Origin of the sequence: Chryseobacterium formosense (assembly GCF_900116415.1) — a bacterium.
GTDB classification, from domain to species: Bacteria; Bacteroidota; Bacteroidia; order Flavobacteriales; family Weeksellaceae; genus Chryseobacterium; species Chryseobacterium formosense.
In genome coordinates, this window is sequence record NZ_FPAP01000002.1 from 448,517 (window position 1) to 469,796 (window position 21,280).

The window sequence follows — 21,280 nt, forward strand, 5'->3', positions numbered from 1 at the left end:
TACTGCTATTCAAAATCAATTGTCAAAGAAGATTTAATCTCCAATAGTATTATCCAAATGATCGGTCAGGCTTTGCGGAAGTTCTTTTTTATTTTTAATTCCAAGTTCTTTCATTCTTTCCGCTTGTTTGATTAAGTTATCTCTACCTGAATATAATTGACCATACGCATCATTATATACATTTTTTGCCTGATCCAGATTTTTTCCTACTTTTTCTAAATTTTCTATGAAACCTACAAATTTATCATACAGTTTTGCTCCTCTTTCTGCTATTTCCATGGAGTTTTTGTTTTGATACTCGCGTTTCCAAAGATCGGCAATCAGTTTTAAGGAAGTGATCAGATTGCTTGGGTTTAATAATAAAATACGTCTGTCGTAAGCAAAATTCCAGAGATTTTGATCGGCTTGCATTGCGGCAATATAAGCTGGCTCACTCGGAATAAACATCATCACAAAGTCCAAAGATTTGCCGTAATCGTCATATGCTTTCTGGCTTAGTTGATTGATGTGGTTTTTTATGGAAGACAAGTGCTGATTCAGTTTGATCATATAAACATCCTGATCGGTTTCATCAACCAATTCTGTAAAAGCAGTGAGAGAAACTTTAGAATCGATGATCACATTTCTTTCGTCCGGATATTTTACAACAGCATCAGGTCGCATTTTTTTACCTGAAAACTCCGAAAACAAAGCTTTATTATCTTCATCGCGAAGTTCATGCTCCAGAAAATATTCTCTGCCTTTTACCAGCCCTGATTTTTCAAGAATGCTTTCAAGAATCATTTCGCCCCAATTTCCCTGGGTTTTGCTTTCTCCTTTTAAAGCTTTGGTTAATTTTTTAGCATCATCAGAAATCTGCTGATTAAGCAAAGCAAGTTCTTTAACTCTTTCGCCTAATGAGAATCTTTCCTTGTTTTCTTTTTCGTAAGCTTCATTAACTTTATTTTTCAGATCGTTGATTTTCTCCTGAAAAGGCTCAAGAATATTTTTGAGGTTGTTTTGATTTAATGTAGTAAATTTTTCCGTTTTTTCCTCTAAAATTTTATTTGCCAGATTTTCAAATTGCAGTTTACCCTCTTCCTGAATTTTTTTTGATTCTTCTTTTTGGGCTTTAAGAAAAGTATTTTCTGCAGAAACTTTTGCAAACTCACTTTTCAAATCATTTAAAAGATCAGATAGCTGAAGAGTATTGTCTTTTTCGTTTATAATAATTTGCTCTAAATCCTGAATTTTAAGATTTGAATTTTCTAAATTTGCATTAGATTTAATATTTGTATGATTCAGTTCATCATAAGAATTTCTTGAAACCATATTTGATTTCAACACAAAATAAACAATGACAGTGCCGATGATTCCTCCGGCAAAACATCCAATGATGAGATAGGTGATTTCCATTTTTCAAAATTACAAAACAAAGAATGATTTTATTTATGGTTTATCGTAATATCTGAAGAATTAAATCGTTTTTGTCTGTTCTAAAATCTCAATATTTTTCACGACATTATTACTCTCGCATTTTCTCAGTTCTTTGGCTAAAGCTGATGAAAGTAGTTTAGGATTTAAAATCTGTGAAGCCACTTTTGCCGCTGCATAATCTACGATATTGATAACCGAATCTTTCAGGAAATTAGGAGTGCTGGAAGCAATAACTGCAGTTGCCCAGGAAGTATCTCTGGCTTTTGAAATGGCAAAATCTAAAACAGCATTATCCTTACCGCTGGAAAGTTTGTCGATAAGATGTACCGGATAACATATTTTATTTAATGAATCCTGAACATTCTGATTTATCGAAGCAATTACCGAATTAATTCTTTCAAAATCATTTTTAAGAGGGTTGATTTTTCGATACGGCATAATCGATGCGGCTGAAATTCCTAGATCTAAATTGATGTGCGCATTGATGCCCAGAAAAATATGCTGCAGAATGAGAAGATCTTTGTTTTTAGCTGCTTCAAAAGCTAAATACCACGAATTGCTGCATTTTTTACCGGTCGAATAGTTTTCCCACGCTTCCAGATAACGACTTGCGAAAGCAATGTCGAGTTGTGTCATTCTTGGATTGTCTTCAAATTTTTTCTGCTGAATTCCTTTTAAAACCTGTGCGGTCATAATTCTGTAAGTACAAGCAAAATACCCGACCGGACTTTGATTGGCTTTGCTCCAAACGATAATTTCGTCTAATTTTTTCAGAACTTCTTCGATGGTTTTCATTGGGTTTTAGTTTTAATTAAAGATAAGAAAAAACCTCACAGATTTGCGAGGTATATTATTAAGGATTCTCTTTAGAAATTTCATCATGATGTTTCAGATACAACGGTAAAGCTGCGGAACCATACCACGAAAATATTTCATAACTGAAAATTCCTGCAGCAACGGCAGGATCTGTTTTTACCCAAGATTCTGCTTCATCTTTTGATTTTGTATTGAAAATAAACATTCCGCGGTAATCACGCTGATTTTTTTCTAAAAACGGACCGGCAACGGTAATCTTTCCTTCTTTGGCTAGTTTACCGATGTTTTCCATGTGGCCTTTCATCAGTTCTGCTTTTTTTTGTCATCAATTTTTGCAGTTCCGGTTGTAAGCATGACGATGGTATATCCTTTCATGCCATATTGATCTGCGCCTAAAGAATCTGCTAATTTTTGATTGTATGCATTTTTTTGATCGGAAGAATTTCCGTTTTTCCCGGGAGTTCCAGGTTTTCCGTCTTCGCCTTTTTTGTAGACTAGACAAGAATTAAAAAGAAACGAAGTCACAGCAAATAGCAATATATTTTTCATCGTGTTGAAATATTTAATCTTTAATTCTTAAAAATTCTTTTGCCAGTTCAATCATTTTCGGATCGCCGGTGTATTTTCCGTGCTCATCCGAAAGTTTTACGGTAGGAATCCATTCTTTGTTCGGAGCCTGAACGCCAATTAATTTCATAACGATATTCATTGGTTTTAAACCGACATCATTAGTGAGATTCGTCCCTATTCCGAATGAAACACCGATTTTTCCTTTGCAGTATGAAGTAATTTCTTCTACTTTTTCAAGATTTAAAGCATCTGAGAAAATAATGTATTTAAATAAAGGATTAATGCCGTGACGCTGATAGTGGGCAATCGTTTTGTCTGCAAATTCCAGAGGATCACCACTGTCATGACGAACTCCATCAAACAGTTTTGCAAATTTTTTATCAAACTGCTGGAAAAAAACATCGGTTGTATAAGTATCTGAAAGAGCGACTCCCAAATCACCCCGGTAAACATCTACCCAGTGTTCTAAAGCTAATTCGTTCGCCATTTTAAACCCATATTCTGCAGCATGAAACATAAACCATTCGTGCGCATGAGTCCCGATTGGTTTTACACTGTATTTCATTGCGAAATGTACATTTGAGCTTCCAATAAAAGTAGATTCCTTTTTCTGTGTCAAGGCTTCCATGACTAGGTTTTGTACTTTGTGGGAATGTCTTCTTCGGGTTCCAAATTCTGCGAAAGTAACGCCCAATTTATTTAAAGAATCTGCTTTCTCAAGAGTTTTGCTCATCACCACTTCATTGGAGTCTCTTTCCATGTGATTCATTTCGTAATGGAGCTCACTGATTAAAGCCAATAACGGAACTTCCCAAAGAATTGTTCTGTACCAAAGTCCTTCAACGGTCACTGAAAGATCATTCCCGGTTTGCACTATTTTTACTTCAGACGGATCATAATGGTACCCTTCAAGAAAATCTAAATAGGGTAAATCTAAATAAGGACAGGTTTTTGCTAAAAATTTTTTCTCATCTTTAGTAAGTTTAAGTTCTGCCATTTTATTGACAATTTCTCTTAGTGCGTGATCAAATCCTTCCGGAAAATGATGTTTCCCGCGATTGATAAATTCATATTTTACGATCTGGCTTGGGAACAATTTTACCACGGCGTTTTGCATCGTGATTTTATAGAAATCGTTGTCGAGAATAGAGTTAAGGCGAATGTTTTGCATATTGTGTAATTTTAACGCAAATTTAAATATTTAAAAATAAAAATCGTCTAAATGTAAGACGATTTTTGAAATAATGTAAATTTTACTGTGGTATTATTTCCCAAGATATGAATTGTACATCCACACTTCTTTTTCCTGCTCTGTGATGTAATCGCTCATCTGAGAGTTTGTTCCTTCATCTCCTGCTTTGTCTGTAATATCTAAAAGTTCTCTCTGTAAATCGATCACCACTTTAAAAGAGTTTAAAATGATCTCAACACTTTTATTGCCATCGTTTACTTCTTTGCTTTCTTTAATGGTAGAAACGGTAAGGTATTCTGAATAATTGTGGGCAGGAGTTGCTCCTAAAGTCAGAATTCTTTCTGCGATTTCGTCAATTTTTAAAACTAAGCTGTTATAGAGCTCTTCGAATTTTGGATGTAGGGTAAAGAATTGTTCTCCTTTAATATTCCAGTGTGAGCCTCTTGTGTTTTGATAAAAAACAGAATAGTTAGCTAAAAGTACATTCAGTTTTTCTGAAATGTTTTTGCAGTCGGCTTCATTTAGGCCGATAATGTTTGCATTTTTCATAAGTTTATTTTTTATGGTAACAAATTTACGGAGCTTCTCGCTGAAGGCTCTTTAAAATTGATAGTTTAAAACTATTTTCATGAAAGAATATTTATGTTGTTATCAATCACAATGCCATTTTGAGATTAAATAAATTTTAAATCAGGGCAATATTTATTTATAACTACTTGTAGATTAAAAAATTATTATTACTTTTGCACCCTAAAATAAAAGCAATTAAATGCCTACTATTCAACAATTAGTTAGAAAAGGAAGAGTCGCACTTACCAAGAAGAGTAAATCGGCTGCCCTTGATTCTTGTCCACAAAGACGAGGTGTATGTACGAGAGTATATACTACCACTCCTAAGAAACCTAACTCTGCACTTAGAAAAGTTGCAAGGGTAAGACTTTCAAACGGTAAAGAAGTTAATGCCTATATCCCGGGCGAAGGACATAATCTTCAAGAGCACTCGATAGTATTGGTACGCGGGGGGAGAGTAAAAGATTTACCAGGAGTTCGTTATCACATCGTAAGAGGTGCATTAGATACTGCTGGAGTTAATGGTAGAACTCAGAGAAGATCTAAGTACGGAGCTAAGAGACCTAAACCAGGACAAGCTGCTGCTGCACCTGCAAAAGGAAAGAAAAAATAATCATTAAATAAGGTACAGAAACAATGAGAAAGACAAAAGCGAAAAAAAGACCGTTGTTACCAGATCCAAAGTTTAATGATCAATTGGTAACTAGATTCGTAAACAACCTAATGCTTGACGGTAAGAAGTCAATCGCATTCAAAATATTCTATGATGCATTGGATATCGTAGAAACTAAAAAAGGAGAAACTGAAAAAACAGCCCTTGAAATTTGGAAAGATGCATTAACAAACGTTATGCCTCACGTAGAAGTACGTTCTAGAAGAGTAGGTGGAGCTAACTTCCAGATTCCTATGCCAATCAGAGCGGATAGAAAAATTTCTATGGCAATGAAATGGTTAATTAGCTACTCTAAAAAGAGAAATGATAAGTCTATGGCTTTGAAATTGGCTAATGAAGTTGTAGCTGCTTCAAGAGAAGAAGGTGCAGCTTTCAAAAAGAAATCTGATACTCACAAAATGGCGGAAGCTAACAAAGCTTTCTCACACTTTAAATTCTAATCTGAAATGGGTAGAGATCTTAAATTTACAAGAAATATTGGTATTGCTGCGCACATTGATGCAGGTAAAACTACCACTACAGAAAGAATTTTATTCTATACAGGGGTAAACCACAAAATTGGAGAGGTTCACGATGGTGCTTCTACAATGGACTGGATGGAGCAGGAAGCAGAAAGAGGTATTACTATTACTTCTGCTGCGACTACTTGTTCTTGGAACTTTCCAACAGATCAAGGAAAAGCTTTACCAGAAACTAAACCTTACCACTTCAACATCATCGATACACCGGGACACGTTGACTTCACAGTAGAAGTAAACAGATCTTTGAGAGTATTGGATGGATTGGTATTCTTATTCTCTGCAGTAGATGGGGTAGAGCCTCAGTCGGAAACAAACTGGAGACTTGCTGACAACTACAAAGTTGCGAGAATGGGATTCGTAAACAAAATGGACAGACAAGGTGCTGACTTCCTTAACGTGGTAAACCAGGTTAAAGATATGTTAGGATCAAATGCAGTTCCAATCGTTTTACCAATCGGTGCTGAAGAAGATTTCAAAGGTGTAGTTGACTTAATTAAAAACAGAGCGATCATCTGGGATGAAGCTGGACAAGGTGCTACTTTCGAGGTAGTTCCAATTCCGGAAGATATGAAGGATGAAGTTCTTGAATACAGAGAGAAATTAGTAGAAGCTGTTTCTGAGTATGACGAAACTTTGATGGAGAAATTCTTTGAAGATCCGGATTCAATTACAGAAGAAGAAATCAATGCTGCATTGAGAGCTGCTACTATCGACTTATCTATTATCCCAATGACTTGTGGTTCTTCATTTAAGAACAAAGGAGTACAGTTTATGTTGGATGCAGTATGTAAATATTTGCCTTCTCCATTGGATAAAGATGATATCAAAGGTACTGACCCAAGAACTGATGCTGAAATCACAAGAAAGCCATCTGTAGATGAGCCTTTCGCAGCATTAGCATTTAAAATTGCTACTGACCCGTTCGTGGGAAGATTAGCATTCTTCAGAGCTTACTCTGGAAGACTAGATGCAGGTTCTTATATCTTGAACACTCGTTCAGGAGATAAAGAAAGAATCTCAAGAATCTATCAGATGCACGCTAACAAGCAAAATCCAGTAGAATATATTGAAGCTGGAGATATTGGTGCAGCGGTAGGTTTCAAGTCTATCAAAACTGGTGATACAATGTGTGACGAGAAAAACCCAATCGTTCTTGAATCTATGGTTTTCCCTGATCCGGTAATTGGTATCGCTGTTGAGCCTAAAACTAAAGCTGACCAGGATAAAATGGGTAACGCTCTAGCTAAATTGGCTGAAGAAGATCCTACGTTTACGGTAAGAACTGACGAAGCTTCTGGACAAACGATCATCTCTGGTATGGGTGAGCTTCACTTAGATATCATTGTAGACCGTATGAAGAGAGAATTCAAGGTTGAAGTAAACCAAGGACAACCTCAGGTAGAGTACAAAGAAAACTTAACAAAAGTTGCCAGCCACAGAGAAGTTTACAAAAAGCAGTCTGGTGGTAAAGGTAAATTTGCTGATATTGTATTTGAACTAGGACCTGCTGACGAAGGTAAAGTTGGTTTAGAATTCATCAATGAGATCAAAGGTGGTAACGTTCCTAGAGAATTTGTTCCTGCAATTGAAAAAGGCTTTAAAGCTGCAATGAAGAACGGTCCATTGGCTGGTTTCGAAGTTGAAGGTATTAAAGTTACTCTTAAAGATGGATCTTTCCACGCGGTGGATTCTGATGCTCTTTCTTTTGAAATGGCTGCAAAATTAGGATTCAAAGAAGCGGGACGTGCTGCTAAACCAGTAATTATGGAGCCTATTATGAAATTGGAGGTTGTAACTCCAGAAGAATATATGGGTAACATCATTGGTGACCTTAACAAGAGAAGAGGTACGATCAGTGGTCAGGAAGAAAAGAACGGTGCTGTTGTTATCAAAGGTTCAGTTCCACTTTCTGAAATGTTTGGATATGTTACGACTCTAAGAACACTTTCATCAGGAAGAGCTACTTCTTCTATGGAATTAGAGAAATACCAAGCTACTCCTCAAAACGTTGCTGACGATATCATCGCAAAAGCAAAAGGTTAATTTTTTAAAGTACAAGAAATGTCACAAAGAATCAGAATAAAACTTAAATCTTACGATTACAACTTGGTAGACAAGTCTGCTGAGAAAATCGTAAAAACGGTAAAGGCTACTGGTGCTGTTGTAAACGGTCCTATTCCATTGCCAACGAACAAGAGAATCTTCACAGTGTTGAGATCTCCGCACGTAAACAAGAAAGCTAGAGAGCAGTTCCAATTATCAGCTCACAAGAGATTGATGGATATCTACTCTTCTTCTTCTAAAACTGTAGATGCTCTAATGAAATTAGAACTTCCTTCAGGAGTTGACGTAGAAATTAAAGTGTGATAATTGAGCCTTTGGGCTTATCATCTTAATATAAATCCCTTTTCGAAAGAAGAGGGATTTTTTTGTTTAAAAAATATTCTATGTAAATTATTATTCAGAATAATTATTAAGAATTTAATATATAGTCAGTATAATGTGTAAGTTCTTTGTAATCAGTTGTTAATAAATGCTTTTTTTGTGTTTTCTGAAGAATTATTCCTTATATTTGAGTAGGATGCTTATCGAAAATAACGGTTTTCGAAAATTGAATATATCTACTCATATAAGTCTATAAAACACATTTACAATGATTTTTAAGTATCAAAATTTTTTCATTATATTTCTTTTAGTTTGTATAACAACTAATTGTTTCTCCCAAAAATTAACAATAAAAAAAATTGACAGCCTTTGTAAGATACTTGAGGATAATGATGCGTTTGTTAATTTAGGGCATAAAAAAATCTTACAACTGTCGAATGATGTATACATCAATTCTAAAAAAAATAATTACGAGCGAGGTCAGTTAATCGCTCTTAAAAAAATAATTGAAACTGACTTCAATACCAATCAGTTGAAAGATGCTGATAGTAAGATTCCTGAAGCTATACAACTTGCAGAAAAGCTAAATGATACACAGAAACTAGTTTCTTTAATAGACTATAAAGCGAAATATTTAATCCATTTAGGATTTTATAAAGAAGCCAGAGAAAAATTGAATCTTGCACTTTCTCTAAGTACTAAAATATCGGATAAGGATAAAATGTATATTATGAGGGCTTCAATTTTTAATGATATAGGAAGTGTATTTGAAGAGCTTTCGGCTGAGAACAAAAATAATTTAGATTCATTATATTATTACGTTGATAGGGCATATGTAGAAGCTAAAATGATTAGTACTAATAATCCCAAAAGAAACAGATTGGTAGCACAATATGCCCGAGTGAATGGTGCAAGTTTATTATACGCAGGCAGGTATGAAGATGCAACAAAATATTTTGCAGAAGCTGAAAAACTTTTGCTTAATGAAAAAGATACAAGATACATTGTGCCTGTTTACAGATTCCTAGGTGAAGTAGAATATAAAAAAGCCCATTTAGAAAAGTCTATAGACTATTTTCAAAAAGCGATTGTGCTTGCAGAAAAATCTGAGTATTATACGGAATTGGTTTTCTTATATCCGGCTATAGCTTCTCCTTATAAAGATTTGAAAAATTTTGAGAAATCAACTTATTATTTGAATCTAAGCAGAAAACTCAATGAGAAAATCGAACTAGAAAAAAAATCAAATGTTGAAAAAGTAAGTATTGAAAATAATAAAGAAGAAAAAAAAGAATCTCAGCTGGAACTGTATATTTTAGCAGGGCTTATGATAGTATTAAGTATTGCATTAGGATTATATCTTAGGTTTAAATTAAAAAATAAAAAAACAGTCAATACTTTTGAAAGCAAGCAAAAGAATATTATTGGCGACAACAATGCAGATATTATAGAAGATACTGATAAACATCCTCTAAAAAATATTGATGCTGAACAAATTAAATACTTAATAGACTTAGCTCGGAATAACGATGAGTCTTTCTATTTGAAATTTTTAGAAGTATTCCCTTATTTCAATAAAAAACTTCTGTCGATCAGTCCTAATCTTTCAATGTCAGACCTTGAGTATTGTGCTTTGATTAAGCTTGATTTCAATACCAAAGAAATTGCTCAGGCAAAAGATATTTCTATAAGGACTGTTGAAAGCAAAAAATACCGACTTCGCAAAAAGCTTAATCTTCCCGAAGATATTAAAAATATTAACAGTTGGTTTTCTGATTTTTAATAGTCTATCATTTCAAAATCCTTTTTTTCTTAAAAAAACTCCTGAAAATGTCTTTTTGAAGTGTACCTGAAGTACTGTTTGCGTGTATTTTAGGCACATTTGAAGTGATAATCATAAGCATTCTTTCTTTTTTAAAAGATAGACCGGAATATCTTTGTCGCCATATCATACAATTATGATTACACTATAAAGCAATCATTTTAAGATTGTTTTATCTTTTATTTTTCAAGTTGGTATTGGGTTATTTGCTGAGAATTTATTTTAATTCTTTAGAATATTCATGAATGAACAATGAGATCTTGAGAATAAACAGTTCTTCTTAACAAAGAAAGGGAGGCGTTATTAAAAGAAGTTAAGGAAATATGAAATTATCTCTATTCGTTTTACTTGTATTATTTAGCTATAATCATGCACAGACTGTACTACTAAATGAGGATTTTGAAAGCTACCCAGATTTTACCATTACCAATTTTGGACAATGGACGAATCTTGATTTAGATCAACTCAATACAACTACAACAATTGGTGGTAATCCTTCTCCACCATTAAATTGGGTAGCAACCTGGCCAAATGCTGGTGCAAAAATGTCATACCAGATTTTTAATTTTTCACAATCTAACGCAACAAATGATTTTACGGGTGCTACAGGAGATATACGAAATTTTAATCCAAGAAGTGGGCAGAAATATGCTGCTTGCTGGGCTGGGAAGATGGTACAGTCTTTTCAGGGAAACGACGATTGGCTTATAACTCCTCCAGTTACTTTAGGATCTTCGAATAATCAAATTTCACTATATCTCAAAAGTCTTTCTAGTTCTTATGGGGATGAGAAATTTCAGATAGGTGTTTACTTAGGTACAGGAAATCCCGTTACTTCTAATGATTTTACAATTATAAATACTCCTCCCTTTCAACAGGTTACCCAAAACCTCAACATCGATAATAATTGGAGGAATTTCATCTATAATTTGGATGCCTACTCAGACCAAACGATTAGAGTAGGTATTCGATGTATTACGCAGGAAGCTTCTGCTTTGTTGATAGATGATGTGAAAATTACAACATCAACAGTATTTATTTTGGGTGTTTCTGATCATTTAGTAACAGATGAAGTTATTATTTGTCCGAACCCGGTAAGAGATGTTTTAAACATTATGACAGATAAAATAATCTGCAATGTTCAGATATACAGTACAGATGGTAAGTTCCTAAAAGCATCTTATGATAAAACAATTGATGTCAGTGAATTTACTAGTGGAAATTATCTGGTTAAAATTTTATTGAAAGAAGGAAAACAAATTATACAACAGATTATAAAAAAATAAAAAGACAACTAATCAAATTTTAAACGCAATGAAAAAAAACTTTTTTCTTCTGCTAATCCCTTTATTGATGGTTTTTAGCATACAAGTTAGTGGGCAATGTGCCTCCACAGGCAGTGTCACGGCAACTATTTCTACAACAGCAAATACCTGCGCGGGAAATGGCAAAATCACAGCTGCTTTTAGCAATGTGGCAAATACAACTATTCAGTTATTGAAAGGAGGAACAATATTACAATCAGTAATTGCTCCTACAAGCCCACATACATTTACAAATTTACAGCCTGGTATAGACTATCAGGTAAAAATCGTATGTACAATTGATAATAGTATTGTATATTCTAATAATACTAATATTACGGTTACAGATAATTATGTACCCATAAGTAATGCAAACATTTCAGTTTCGAATGTTTGCACTAATTTTACTCCAGGAGGAACGATAACGGTGAATGGCGTTACTGGAGGAACTGCTCCTTATCAATATTCGATCATTTTAAATAATAATTCAGGGTATGATGATACATTAAGTTCATATTCTGCCAGTCCCTCTAAAAATGTATCTTCATTTGGTACATATCAAATCCGTATCAAAGATTCTTGTGGAGGTTTCAGTACTTTTTCGAGAACTATTTCCCCCAACCAAGATCCTGTTAGATTTTATTGGAGATCAAAAAAAATATGCGGTTCCAATCAGGTGCAAGGTTCTATTTGGTATGCTTATAACCATTCAACTGGGGGTAGTTTAAGTGAATCAGATTTAATGCCAACAGGCATCAAATTGAAAATACAATCCGGAAATGCTTCTGGTGCGGTACTTTTTGATGGTGTCTATACTGCAGGTAATCCTTTTACGTATACTGAAAATACATCCCATATCTATTATGTGACTGCAACTAATGCATGTGGAGCATCGGTAAGTTACACACACAATCTTTCCAATCTAACGGGTGGAAATCCGGAATTTTTAAATTTTATACCGACAGCTACCACTAGTGGCTGTGGAATTAGTGAAACTGAAACCTTATCTATTGATTTTTCTGAACAATATTATTGGAATTTCCCTCTTCTAATTGAGGTGAAAAATTCATCTGGTGTTACTGTACATACAACTTCAAACTTCAATGGAGCCACATGGACTTTGTCAGGGCTTCCTCTTGACACTTATACGATTATTGTTTATAACTCTTGTTCCCCTTCAGGATCTGTAACGAAAATAGTAAATAATCCCGCAGCTGCAGGACAGCCGGTTTTAACATTATATCAAAAAACAAAATGGAAATGTGAAGGTGGTGCAATGGCGCTTACTCAAACGGGAACAACACAAGGAGTCATTGCTATTTCAGGTTATTTTCCAGATGCAGATAATGCTGTTGTAACTATTACTTCCGGGCCATCCAATGTCGGAGTACAAGCGATACGTGTGGACAATCAATACTGGGGGTGGACTAATTTAGCAATAGGAACTTATACGGTTTCGTACACTAGTTGTGGTACATCTCATACAGGAACTTTTACAATAGAAAATAATACAGATGTTTTAGATCAAAGTCTCATGTCTACAGCGGTTTCTACATGTAATAGCGGAGGGAATATTAGTTCTGTGCGTGTTTATGACGGGGCGTATCCGTCGATTGTTGAATTATTAAATAGTTCAGGAGTTGTTGTAGCCTCAGATGCTATTGGTAATTTTAATAATATCGCACCAGGAACTTATACAACAAGATTAGCTATACGCCCTTGTGATATGCCATCAAAATATTACTTTATTCCTGGTAGTACGGTCGTTATCAGTAGTCAATCATCTGGAGCCTCAATTACTTCTGCAGTCGGTGTTATTTGTGAAGATGCATCCGGTAATCCACTTTCCACAGGATCAGCTTACATTGACTTAATTGGCGTAGCTCCATATACAGTAACATATAGAGTTCAGGGTTCCGGTTCAGCGTATACCACAATTAACACCTCAAGTTCAAGCATACAGATCAATAACTTAATTGCAAATACTATTTATGAGGTCAATTTATTAGATTCTTGTGGTACTAATGCAGCGTCATCTGTTCAAGTAAAAACAATGGGTACTTTGGCCGCAAATAATACAAGCCAGCCTTGTGTAGGTTCTCCATATACTTTATCGATGCCTCATTACGCTGGAGCAGCTTATGAATGGACAGATTCATTAGGGAATGTCATTTCAAATACGCGCACTTATACATTTGCTAATTATTCGGCATCTAATAACGGAACATATACATGCAAGATAACTTGGAGTGCCTGTGTAACAAGATATGTAAATGTAATATTAAACAGCACACTTTGTGGACAACCCATTGGCATGTGTGGTGTTTTGGATAGTGACGCTGACGGTGTTTTGAATTTTTGTGATTTAGACGATGATAATGATGGTATTTTAGATACCAATGAATGCAACAGCGTAGAAAAAGTTGTCAATGGTAATTTTGGAACCGCTACGGTAGCAGACTGGACAGGCTGGACAAGAAGCGGGACTGTAAATGGTTGGGTAAAAAGTTCCGGTTTTGCGGCAGAATCTAGTAATGATACTTCCGGCACCTCTTTACTGACACAGACTGTTACAGGTTTGGAAATAAATAAAACTTACACACTTACTTTTCGTGTAATGGCAGTTTCAAGTGAGCCCAAAGAAAATACATTAAATTTTTCTATTGGTGGAATTAATTATTACAGTCAAACAGCTGCATCGATAACAGCGGAAGCGGGAGGTAATTTGGTTTTTGTTACTAAAAGCTTCGTATTTACACCCACTACAACCAGTACAGTAATTGAATTCCTTTCAACAGTTTCAGGAACGGGAGTATCTGGCGATGATGTTTTGGTGAGGGATGTAAGTATTCTAACTTGTGAAAAAGATACCGATGGAGATGGGTTTGATGATTATTTAGACTTAGATAGTGATAATGACGGTTGCTTGGATGCTATAGAAGGAGGGGGAGCTATTACCTCTTCACAACTTGTGACAGCAACGGGAACGGTATCGGTAGGGTCAGGATCTACTGCGAATAATCAAAATTTGGGTAATACAGTAAACGCCAGCGGAATCCCCACTATTATAGGTGGTGGTCAAACGGTAGGTGATTCCTCAAATGCAGCTGTTAATTCATGTTTCTGTTATAAGCCCGCTGTCACAGATGGAAATACATATCCTGCCAAGCACGGTATTACCGCTTTAGGAAGAGCAGGCGCAGAAAGTGATAATTGGCCAATGGTAAGACAAAGCGCATGGACAGTTTTAGAAGCAAAAACAAAAGGTTTTGTTGTAAATAGAGTAGCTTTTGCGAACGCAGACAATAACCCGGCTACTCCGGATGTACCCACAGGAATTTCTGCAGCCAATTTTGTTGAAGGAATGATGGTATATGACATCACAAACAAATGTTTGAAAGTTTATACTTCTAAAGATGGAGGAACTTCTTTCGCTTGGTATTGTATGACTACTCAGGCTTGTCCTCAATAGTGAAATTATTGAATTAAAAATTTTATTTAAATCTAAGACAATGAAAAAAATATTCATATTCATATTATCAACAATATATGCCTGTAGTTTTTCGCAAGTGGCTATTGGTAAAGGCAGTGTTACTAATACTTCTGTCTCTTTAGAATTTGAAACGGATAATAAAGGTATGGTTTTACCTTGGGTTACAACAGCAGCGGGAGTTACCGGCGCAGTAGACGGAACTATCATATATGACGTTACCGATCATAAAGTGAAGTATAGAACAAACGGTTCTTGGTTTGACCTGAGCGTAGATACAAACGGAACGGCAAATACAATTTTGCAAGATTCTAAAACGGAACTAACCAACGCAAAAGTTGCCATTGGAACGAATGCAGCAATAGATGCTACTCCCGGAATTCTGGTGCTTACAGATGCTGATAAAGCTATGATTTTGCCTAAAACTACACTTCCACACCTGAATGTTAAAAATCCTGCTGCAGGAATGATTATTTATGATACTGCCAATAAGCAGCTGGCCGTTTTTAACGGAACAGTTTGGAGTTTTTGGAAGCCATAAATTTTGTTGACTTAATTTTTTTCCCAACTTCAATTCTTCAAATGAATTTAGAATAAGTTGAGTTATTATAGCGTGATTTTATTTTTCCCTTTTCGACAGAAAAGGGATTTTTTTTATTTTTCAAATAAATAGTATTATGTATTGCAAGGTTCTATTTAATTTATATCTTTGCTGAAAATAACTGACATGAAAAATATATTAATACTTTTACTGTTGATAAGCATCACATTATCCGGACAAACACATCGGTTCATCTATGAATATCATTACAAGATGGATTCCACCAATACCGATTCCCGAAAAACAAGTATGGTTTTGGATGTAAACCCGGAAGATGTAAAATTTTATAATTACGATTTTGTGCTTACAGATTCAACAAACAAAACCAAAGGGCAAAACCATGTGATCTGGGATGATACACCTGCAGTCACAAGAAAGAGAAATTCTGATATTAATGTAAATTATATCGTTTTGCAGAATATGTTTTCTGTTGAGACTCAAGATAAGATCAATTGGAATCTCCAAAACGAAACCAAAACTTCCGGAATTTATTCTTTACAAAAAGCAACCGCCAGATTTGGTGGCAGAAACTGGACTGCATGGTTTACTAAAGATATTGCCCTGAATGAAGGACCTTATAAATTCCGTGGCTTACCGGGGATGATTTTCGAAATTTATGATGATAAAAATAATTTTAAATTTTCACTGGTTAAAAGTTATAAACTAAATAAAACATACGAAACTCTTGGCATTTTAGAGAACTTTGGAGGTCAGAAACCTGTTAGAATCCCGGAGAGCAAGCTGAAAAAAATCATGCTCGATCATTACAATGATCCGCTGCATGAATTTAAAGAACATATTAAAAACAATACAGATCCTACTGCCCGTTTTATGGTGATGGGGATTGAAGTGAAAAGTCCTGATCAGCTGAAAGAATTGTCGGAAAAAGTACAGGAGAACATCCGTAAAACCAACAATCCCATCGAAATAGATAAAGCCATCAAATATCCTGAAAAATAGAAATTAACTCTGCTGAATTCGGCGGAGTTTTTTATTTATATATGCCACATAATGATTTATTTTTTTTAAATATTAATTGATTTCGAATTATTTTTATATATGCTTTTATATAGTTTTTTTATTATAAATTAGTTAATGTGTTATTTTTTTTATTAATTATTTTAAAAATATGCATAAAATTTGTATAGATGGAAATTAAATTTTATTTTCGCAAAACTAATTCTTCAAATAGCCGTAATAATATAATTGTTAACAAAGCCTATTCCCCTTAGAGGCTTTTAATCAAATTATTAATGAGACTTATTTGTAAAGAATTAATCTAAAAACATAAATATAATTAACAAAAAAATTAATAGATGAAAAAAAAAATATTATCACTAAGTACGTGTGTACTTACCTCATTACCAATAATAGCTTTCGCGCAGGTTGGGATTAATACGACTTCGCCCTCAGCAACTCTGGATATACTCACAACTGCTTCGGATACAAAATCTTTAGAAATTAATAATACATCAGGAGCAGAAACATTTACTGTATTGAATAATGGGAATATTGGAATAGCGGATGCGTCTCCTTCCGTGCCGGTACATTTTAAATTAAATAATACTCCTACAACATCAGCCAAGAGTATAGGGGGCCAGAATTATGATGTTACCGGTTTTATTTCAGATCAGACTCTACAGTCGGCTACTACTAATGCAAATAATATTCAGAGTTTATTTCAGAGTACCTTTTCATATACAGGTACTGCCAAAAATAATAATGTGCTTACAGTAAATGCTGTATCACAATCTCCAGCTTTAAATAGCTATTCCAATACCAATGCTATTAATGCAGTATCAGAAAACAAAAATGCAAGTAACGGGATCTTATCCGCAATCAATGCAATAGGCAGATCTTCTGCCAATATAGGAACGCTTACAGGAGGTATTATAGGATTTTCCAATGATACGGGAACGGCAGGCTCAGCGACAGGATTGCTTGTTAGAAATTCAAATGCTTTGGGAGCTTCAATTACAAACTATAGAGGGATAGATATGAGTAATATTGTGAACTCCGGAAGTATAACAAGTACTACAGGTCTTTATATAGGATCTTTGACAGCCGGAACACAGACATCGAGATATTCTATTCAGTCCACTGATATTAATGCAGGGATGTGGCATAGAGGAAGATTGAGTTTAACACCATTAGTTGATCCTAATTCCACATCCACCCAACTGACTACATCTTCTTTAGCGGTAGCAATAGATGTTGATACAACACTTCCTACAAGCGGTTTTGGAGTTAGCCAGAATACCATTGTAATGGGAGATGGTTTTGTAACTACCAATCCTGTCTTTTCATTGCCAAATCCTAATCTGGCTAAAGGAAGGATCTATACAATTATTGTTACCAGTTCCTTAGCTCCTGTAACTCTTAATGTAACAGGTGGTGCAAATATTTACCATATCACTGAAACAGGTGAATATTTGGGAGAAGCCTCCTATACTTTACAAAAGGGAAGCAGAACATATATTTCAGATGGTTTCAACTGGTATGTTACCTCAAGCACTACGGAGATAAATGGTAATGGGTATTACTCCAACTAATCAAAATTTAATAAAAACTCTGTCAATTTTGGCAGAGTTTTTTTATCTACATTTGAATAAATTAAGATAAATGAGTAAGTCAGATAAAAGCATTTTCGAAAGATTTTCCAATTGGGCAACCAAATTTACAGGAAGCTCTTATGCATTCATCAGTGCAACTGCTATAGTAGTGATTTGGGCCGTTACCGGTCCGGTTTTTAATTATTCTGAAACCTGGCAACTGGTTATCAATACAGGAACGACGATCATTACTTTTCTCATGGTTTTCCTGATACAGAAATCCCAGAATAAAGATTCTAAGGCCATTCAGATTAAACTCAATGAACTGATTGCAGCCAACGAAAAAGCAAGCAACCGTATCGTAGATATAGAAGATCTTACAGAAAAAGAGCTCGATCAGTTACATTGTTATTACGAAAAACTGGCAGATTTTGCAGAAGATGATGAAGATATTCACGCTTCACATTCCATTGATGCCGCGAAAAGAAACCAGGATTATAAGCATGACTTTTTCAAAAAGAAACATGAGGAATGGCTTCTGAAACAGGAACAAAAAAAGGAATCGTAATGATTCCTTTTTTTATTTAAAAACTATTTCTTCATAAAATAATCGAAATAAGTACAGCTTCCCAAAAGCTCCCTCGCCGTTTCGGTATTTGAAAACTGAGATTTCAGTTGGGTAAAATACGTTCGGTATTTCTGATTTTTCAGGTCGCCCATTTGTTTTTCGTGAGCGTCGTTTTTCTCAGACCATTTCGGATCGGCATAATCGATATTGGCTTGATGCTTGGCTTCATACTGATAATATTTCCCTTGTTCTGCACTCGCCATCTGGAAAAGTATTCTCGCTTTCTGTTCTCTGTCGGCAGCCAGGTCAAATGCTTTTTTATAATAATTGATGGCCAAATCAAAATTATCCGGTTCAATGAAAGTCGTGTAGGTGAAATTTTTATAATAATACTGATACGGATTTTGTCTTTCCGTTGCCCAAAAATCATATTTACCTCCATTGCTGTTATCGACATCCATTACAAAAAGCTGTCTGTAATATCCGAGAATTGAGGTGTTGTACATTACATTTCCGATAAGCTGATTTGCTTTAGCGGCTTTTGCATCTTTTCCGGTTCCAATTTTTTTAAGCTGAATCAAAGCATCGGCTAATTCAAGTTTATTCATTTTGGGTTTGATAAAAGGGAAGGCAGAATAATCATCAGCTTTCATACTTTGTTCATCAGGACTTTGGAAACTCTCCCAAACATTATGACCAAAAACAAGATTCGGGATATTGTTGTAGCCATCATAATTACTTCCGTCATAAACCAGCTTTTCGTAATTTCCGGTTTCAGGATTGTATCTTTCATAGTTCTCTCTAGGAATTCCTGAAAATTTTAATGCCTTTTGATAATAAGCTTTAGCTTTATTAAAATCTGCCATTCTCATCGCTCGGTCACCATAAATGTCGGCAAAGAATGCATCAATATTTCCTACATTATCAAGATTTTTAGCAATAATTTGCTGCTCAAACTGGGTCTTATCTGGTTTTCTGTAAAACTCTTCAACACTTTTTACCAAGCTTGAATTCGGATTGTATTTTAAGTCGGAAAGTTTATTATTCATCAGGAAAGATTTTCCGTCTTCACCCTGCAGAAAATAACGGTTTGCCAAAACATCTTTCAGAAATTCGGCAGTCGATGGAGCTTCACCATAATAATCGTATTCGGTAATTTCCGTGCTGTCTTTTTTTACAGGTTCTTTTTCAATAAAATATTCAGCATAATCTTTCATCAGATGATCTTCATACTCTGCGTCGATCTTAGGTTGGGAAACAATGTCATTCAGAACCTTCATGCGCTTGATTTCTTCAAGATATTCCGGATTGTTGGTTTTGATGTCTGCTAAAATATCACTGCTTTCTTCATAATCTTTTTTAAGGAACTTTAAATAGGCATCGGCAATCTGCCAATATTCATCTTTAGACTTCTCTTTAGTTTTAGCTGTGAATTTTTCGAGGTCATCGATAAAATCTTTCTGATTTTGATCTTCAGACCAGTAATAAGAATTGTTTTTAACAAACGTCGGAATTCTGTCCGGATTTTCAAACAGCTCGTCATTACTTTGATCGGCTTTACTGTTCGCCTTGTCAGATTTTTTTCCACCAAAAAGATTTTTAAAGAAGAGAACGATTTTCTGCCAGAAACTCAGTTCTTTTTTCTTAACTTCAGTTTTCTGAGCGGTAGAATTGCTGTCTTTTTTATCCGAAGTCTTGTTAGAATCTTTTGAAGCATAATAATAAGTCGGAAGATAATTTCTTTCCAGCTCATTAATGCTTCTTGCAGCCATCACTTTCAGAATTTCAGAATTCGGGTCGACTTCATACATTTTTTCCATCATCGGAATCGGATTGGTAAAATCTTCATACCCCAAAAGAAAATATGCCATATTTTTCTCTTCATTCGTTCCTGCTCTTTTCATAATGTTGTTAAAAGAAGCAGAATCCGAAAGTTTCATCGAAACAAAAGAAGATTCTTTACGGCTTTTTGAGTTCATAAAAACCTGAAAGAAATTCCAGTTGGCCTCATTTCCCAATTGAAGTCCTCTCTGAGCTCCGGCTAACTGGTCAAGCGCCATATAATAAGGTGCACCCTTTAATTTGATCGGCTGAACATAGGTTTTGAAAGCCTGAACTGCCGCATCATAATTTCTGGTATAATGATTAAATCTCACCAACTGATAACCGTAACGTTGCTTGATTTCAGGATTTTTCGCTGCATTGTATAACGAAGTTAATGCGGAAATGGTTTTGTTGTAATCTAATTGCGTCGCATTTTTATCATTTTCATTTTCCCGATAATAAAAAGAATCTGCACCTTCCACAAAATTGATTCTCATGTAAGGCTCGAGATATTTAGCTTCAATTAAATAATCTACCGCTTCTCTGTATTTAGCATAAAAGCCAGTTCCTATTTTTTTTAAAAGCTGATTATTAGGGTTTCCTTTTTTTAAAGCATTCAGATCATTCAGGCTGATTTTGTTCACAAGATAGTCGGTTTCAGCATAGCTCATCTGATTGCCGAAAAATTTTCTCCATGATTCAATATTTTCATCAGGAATTTGTGAAGACTTAAAATCGGTATAAAATCTTGATGAATAATTATGTAAAAAAGGAAGATAAGACTTGTCTTTGATGATGCTTTGCGTGAAAAGATTGAAATAATCATGGTCGGGATCGGACCAGGCGCAAGCTTCAGTTTTCGTAAAGAAAAGCGAAGCGACAGCAATGCTTAAAATATACTTTTTCATATTGATTTAGGTGTTTTGTTTTTAAATTTTAATTCCCACAGGTTTCACAGAATTTGCACAGGTTTTTT

The 21,280-nt window shown here is 34.9% G+C and carries 18 protein-coding genes; 11 read left to right on the forward strand and 7 right to left on the reverse strand.

Annotated elements, in window-relative coordinates; genetic code table 11:
• Positions 1 to 33: 33 nt before the first annotated feature.
• From rmuC to BM371_RS08265, 6 genes are all read right to left on the reverse strand, one after another.
• On the reverse strand, positions 34 to 1,395 hold the full coding sequence (rmuC, locus tag BM371_RS08245) for a DNA recombination protein RmuC (protein WP_034677986.1): 1,362 nt from the start codon (positions 1,393 to 1,395) through the stop codon (positions 34 to 36).
• Between the two features lie 60 nt (positions 1,396 to 1,455).
• Positions 1,456 to 2,211: a DUF5995 family protein gene (locus BM371_RS08250; RefSeq protein WP_034677988.1), complete on the reverse strand. Its 756-nt coding sequence runs from the start codon at positions 2,209 to 2,211 to the stop codon at positions 1,456 to 1,458.
• A gap of 58 nt (positions 2,212 to 2,269) precedes the next feature.
• Positions 2,270 to 2,536 carry a YciI family protein gene (locus tag BM371_RS20705; protein ID WP_228376784.1) on the reverse strand — a complete coding sequence of 89 codons (267 nt, stop codon included), beginning with the start codon at positions 2,534 to 2,536 and terminating at the stop codon, positions 2,270 to 2,272.
• A complete protein-coding gene (locus BM371_RS20710; protein ID WP_228376785.1) occupies positions 2,536 to 2,781 on the reverse strand; it encodes a hypothetical protein in 246 nt (81 codons plus the stop codon). The genes BM371_RS20705 and BM371_RS20710 overlap by 1 nt, the downstream gene beginning before the upstream one ends.
• A gap of 13 nt (positions 2,782 to 2,794) precedes the next feature.
• Entirely contained in the window at positions 2,795 to 3,973 is a 1,179-nt protein-coding gene (gene pncB / locus BM371_RS08260; RefSeq protein ID WP_034677989.1) for a nicotinate phosphoribosyltransferase, read from the reverse strand.
• A 93-nt stretch (positions 3,974 to 4,066) separates the two neighbouring features.
• Complete coding sequence (locus BM371_RS08265; RefSeq protein ID WP_034677990.1) at positions 4,067 to 4,543, reverse strand: Dps family protein; 477 nt, start codon at positions 4,541 to 4,543, stop codon at positions 4,067 to 4,069.
• 220 nt (positions 4,544 to 4,763) lie between these two features.
• On the opposite strand from BM371_RS08265, the gene rpsL reads away from it, so the two are divergent.
• The 11 genes from rpsL (at position 4,764) to BM371_RS08320 (ending at position 18,480) form a co-directional block, all read left to right on the forward strand.
• A complete protein-coding gene (gene rpsL, locus BM371_RS08270) occupies positions 4,764 to 5,177 on the forward strand; it encodes a 30S ribosomal protein S12 (protein WP_031503575.1) in 414 nt (137 codons plus the stop codon).
• A gap of 23 nt (positions 5,178 to 5,200) precedes the next feature.
• Positions 5,201 to 5,677: a 30S ribosomal protein S7 gene (gene rpsG, locus BM371_RS08275; RefSeq protein ID WP_034677991.1), complete on the forward strand. Its 477-nt coding sequence runs from the start codon at positions 5,201 to 5,203 to the stop codon at positions 5,675 to 5,677.
• Positions 5,678 to 5,683: 6 nt separating this feature from the next.
• Entirely contained in the window at positions 5,684 to 7,801 is a 2,118-nt protein-coding gene (gene fusA / locus BM371_RS08280) for an elongation factor G (RefSeq protein ID WP_034677992.1), read from the forward strand.
• An 18-nt stretch (positions 7,802 to 7,819) separates the two neighbouring features.
• Positions 7,820 to 8,125, forward strand: a complete 306-nt coding sequence (rpsJ, locus tag BM371_RS08285; protein ID WP_002661363.1) for a 30S ribosomal protein S10 — start codon at positions 7,820 to 7,822, stop codon at positions 8,123 to 8,125.
• 286 nt (positions 8,126 to 8,411) lie between these two features.
• A complete protein-coding gene (locus tag BM371_RS08290; RefSeq protein ID WP_034677994.1) occupies positions 8,412 to 9,926 on the forward strand; it encodes a transcriptional regulator in 1,515 nt (504 codons plus the stop codon).
• 362 nt (positions 9,927 to 10,288) lie between these two features.
• Positions 10,289 to 11,251: a T9SS-dependent choice-of-anchor J family protein gene (locus BM371_RS08295; RefSeq protein ID WP_034677995.1), complete on the forward strand. Its 963-nt coding sequence runs from the start codon at positions 10,289 to 10,291 to the stop codon at positions 11,249 to 11,251.
• A gap of 67 nt (positions 11,252 to 11,318) precedes the next feature.
• The gene (locus BM371_RS08300; RefSeq protein ID WP_177225349.1) at positions 11,319 to 14,741 is read left to right on the forward strand and encodes a carbohydrate binding domain-containing protein; all 3,423 of its coding nucleotides are present in this window, start codon (positions 11,319 to 11,321) and stop codon (positions 14,739 to 14,741) included.
• A 40-nt stretch (positions 14,742 to 14,781) separates the two neighbouring features.
• Positions 14,782 to 15,300, forward strand: a complete 519-nt coding sequence (locus BM371_RS08305) for a hypothetical protein (protein ID WP_034677997.1) — start codon at positions 14,782 to 14,784, stop codon at positions 15,298 to 15,300.
• 186 nt (positions 15,301 to 15,486) lie between these two features.
• Positions 15,487 to 16,320 carry a GLPGLI family protein gene (locus tag BM371_RS08310; RefSeq protein WP_034677998.1) on the forward strand — a complete coding sequence of 278 codons (834 nt, stop codon included), beginning with the start codon at positions 15,487 to 15,489 and terminating at the stop codon, positions 16,318 to 16,320.
• A 356-nt stretch (positions 16,321 to 16,676) separates the two neighbouring features.
• Positions 16,677 to 17,912, forward strand: coding sequence for a hypothetical protein (locus tag BM371_RS08315; RefSeq protein ID WP_034677999.1), 1,236 nt, complete (start codon positions 16,677 to 16,679; stop codon positions 17,910 to 17,912).
• 70 nt (positions 17,913 to 17,982) lie between these two features.
• Positions 17,983 to 18,480, forward strand: coding sequence for a low affinity iron permease family protein (locus tag BM371_RS08320; RefSeq protein ID WP_034678001.1), 498 nt, complete (start codon positions 17,983 to 17,985; stop codon positions 18,478 to 18,480).
• 23 nt (positions 18,481 to 18,503) lie between these two features.
• On the opposite strand, the gene BM371_RS08325 is transcribed toward BM371_RS08320, so the two are convergent.
• Complete coding sequence (locus tag BM371_RS08325) at positions 18,504 to 21,212, reverse strand: hypothetical protein (RefSeq protein WP_034678003.1); 2,709 nt, start codon at positions 21,210 to 21,212, stop codon at positions 18,504 to 18,506.
• Positions 21,213 to 21,280: the final 68 nt, after the last annotated feature.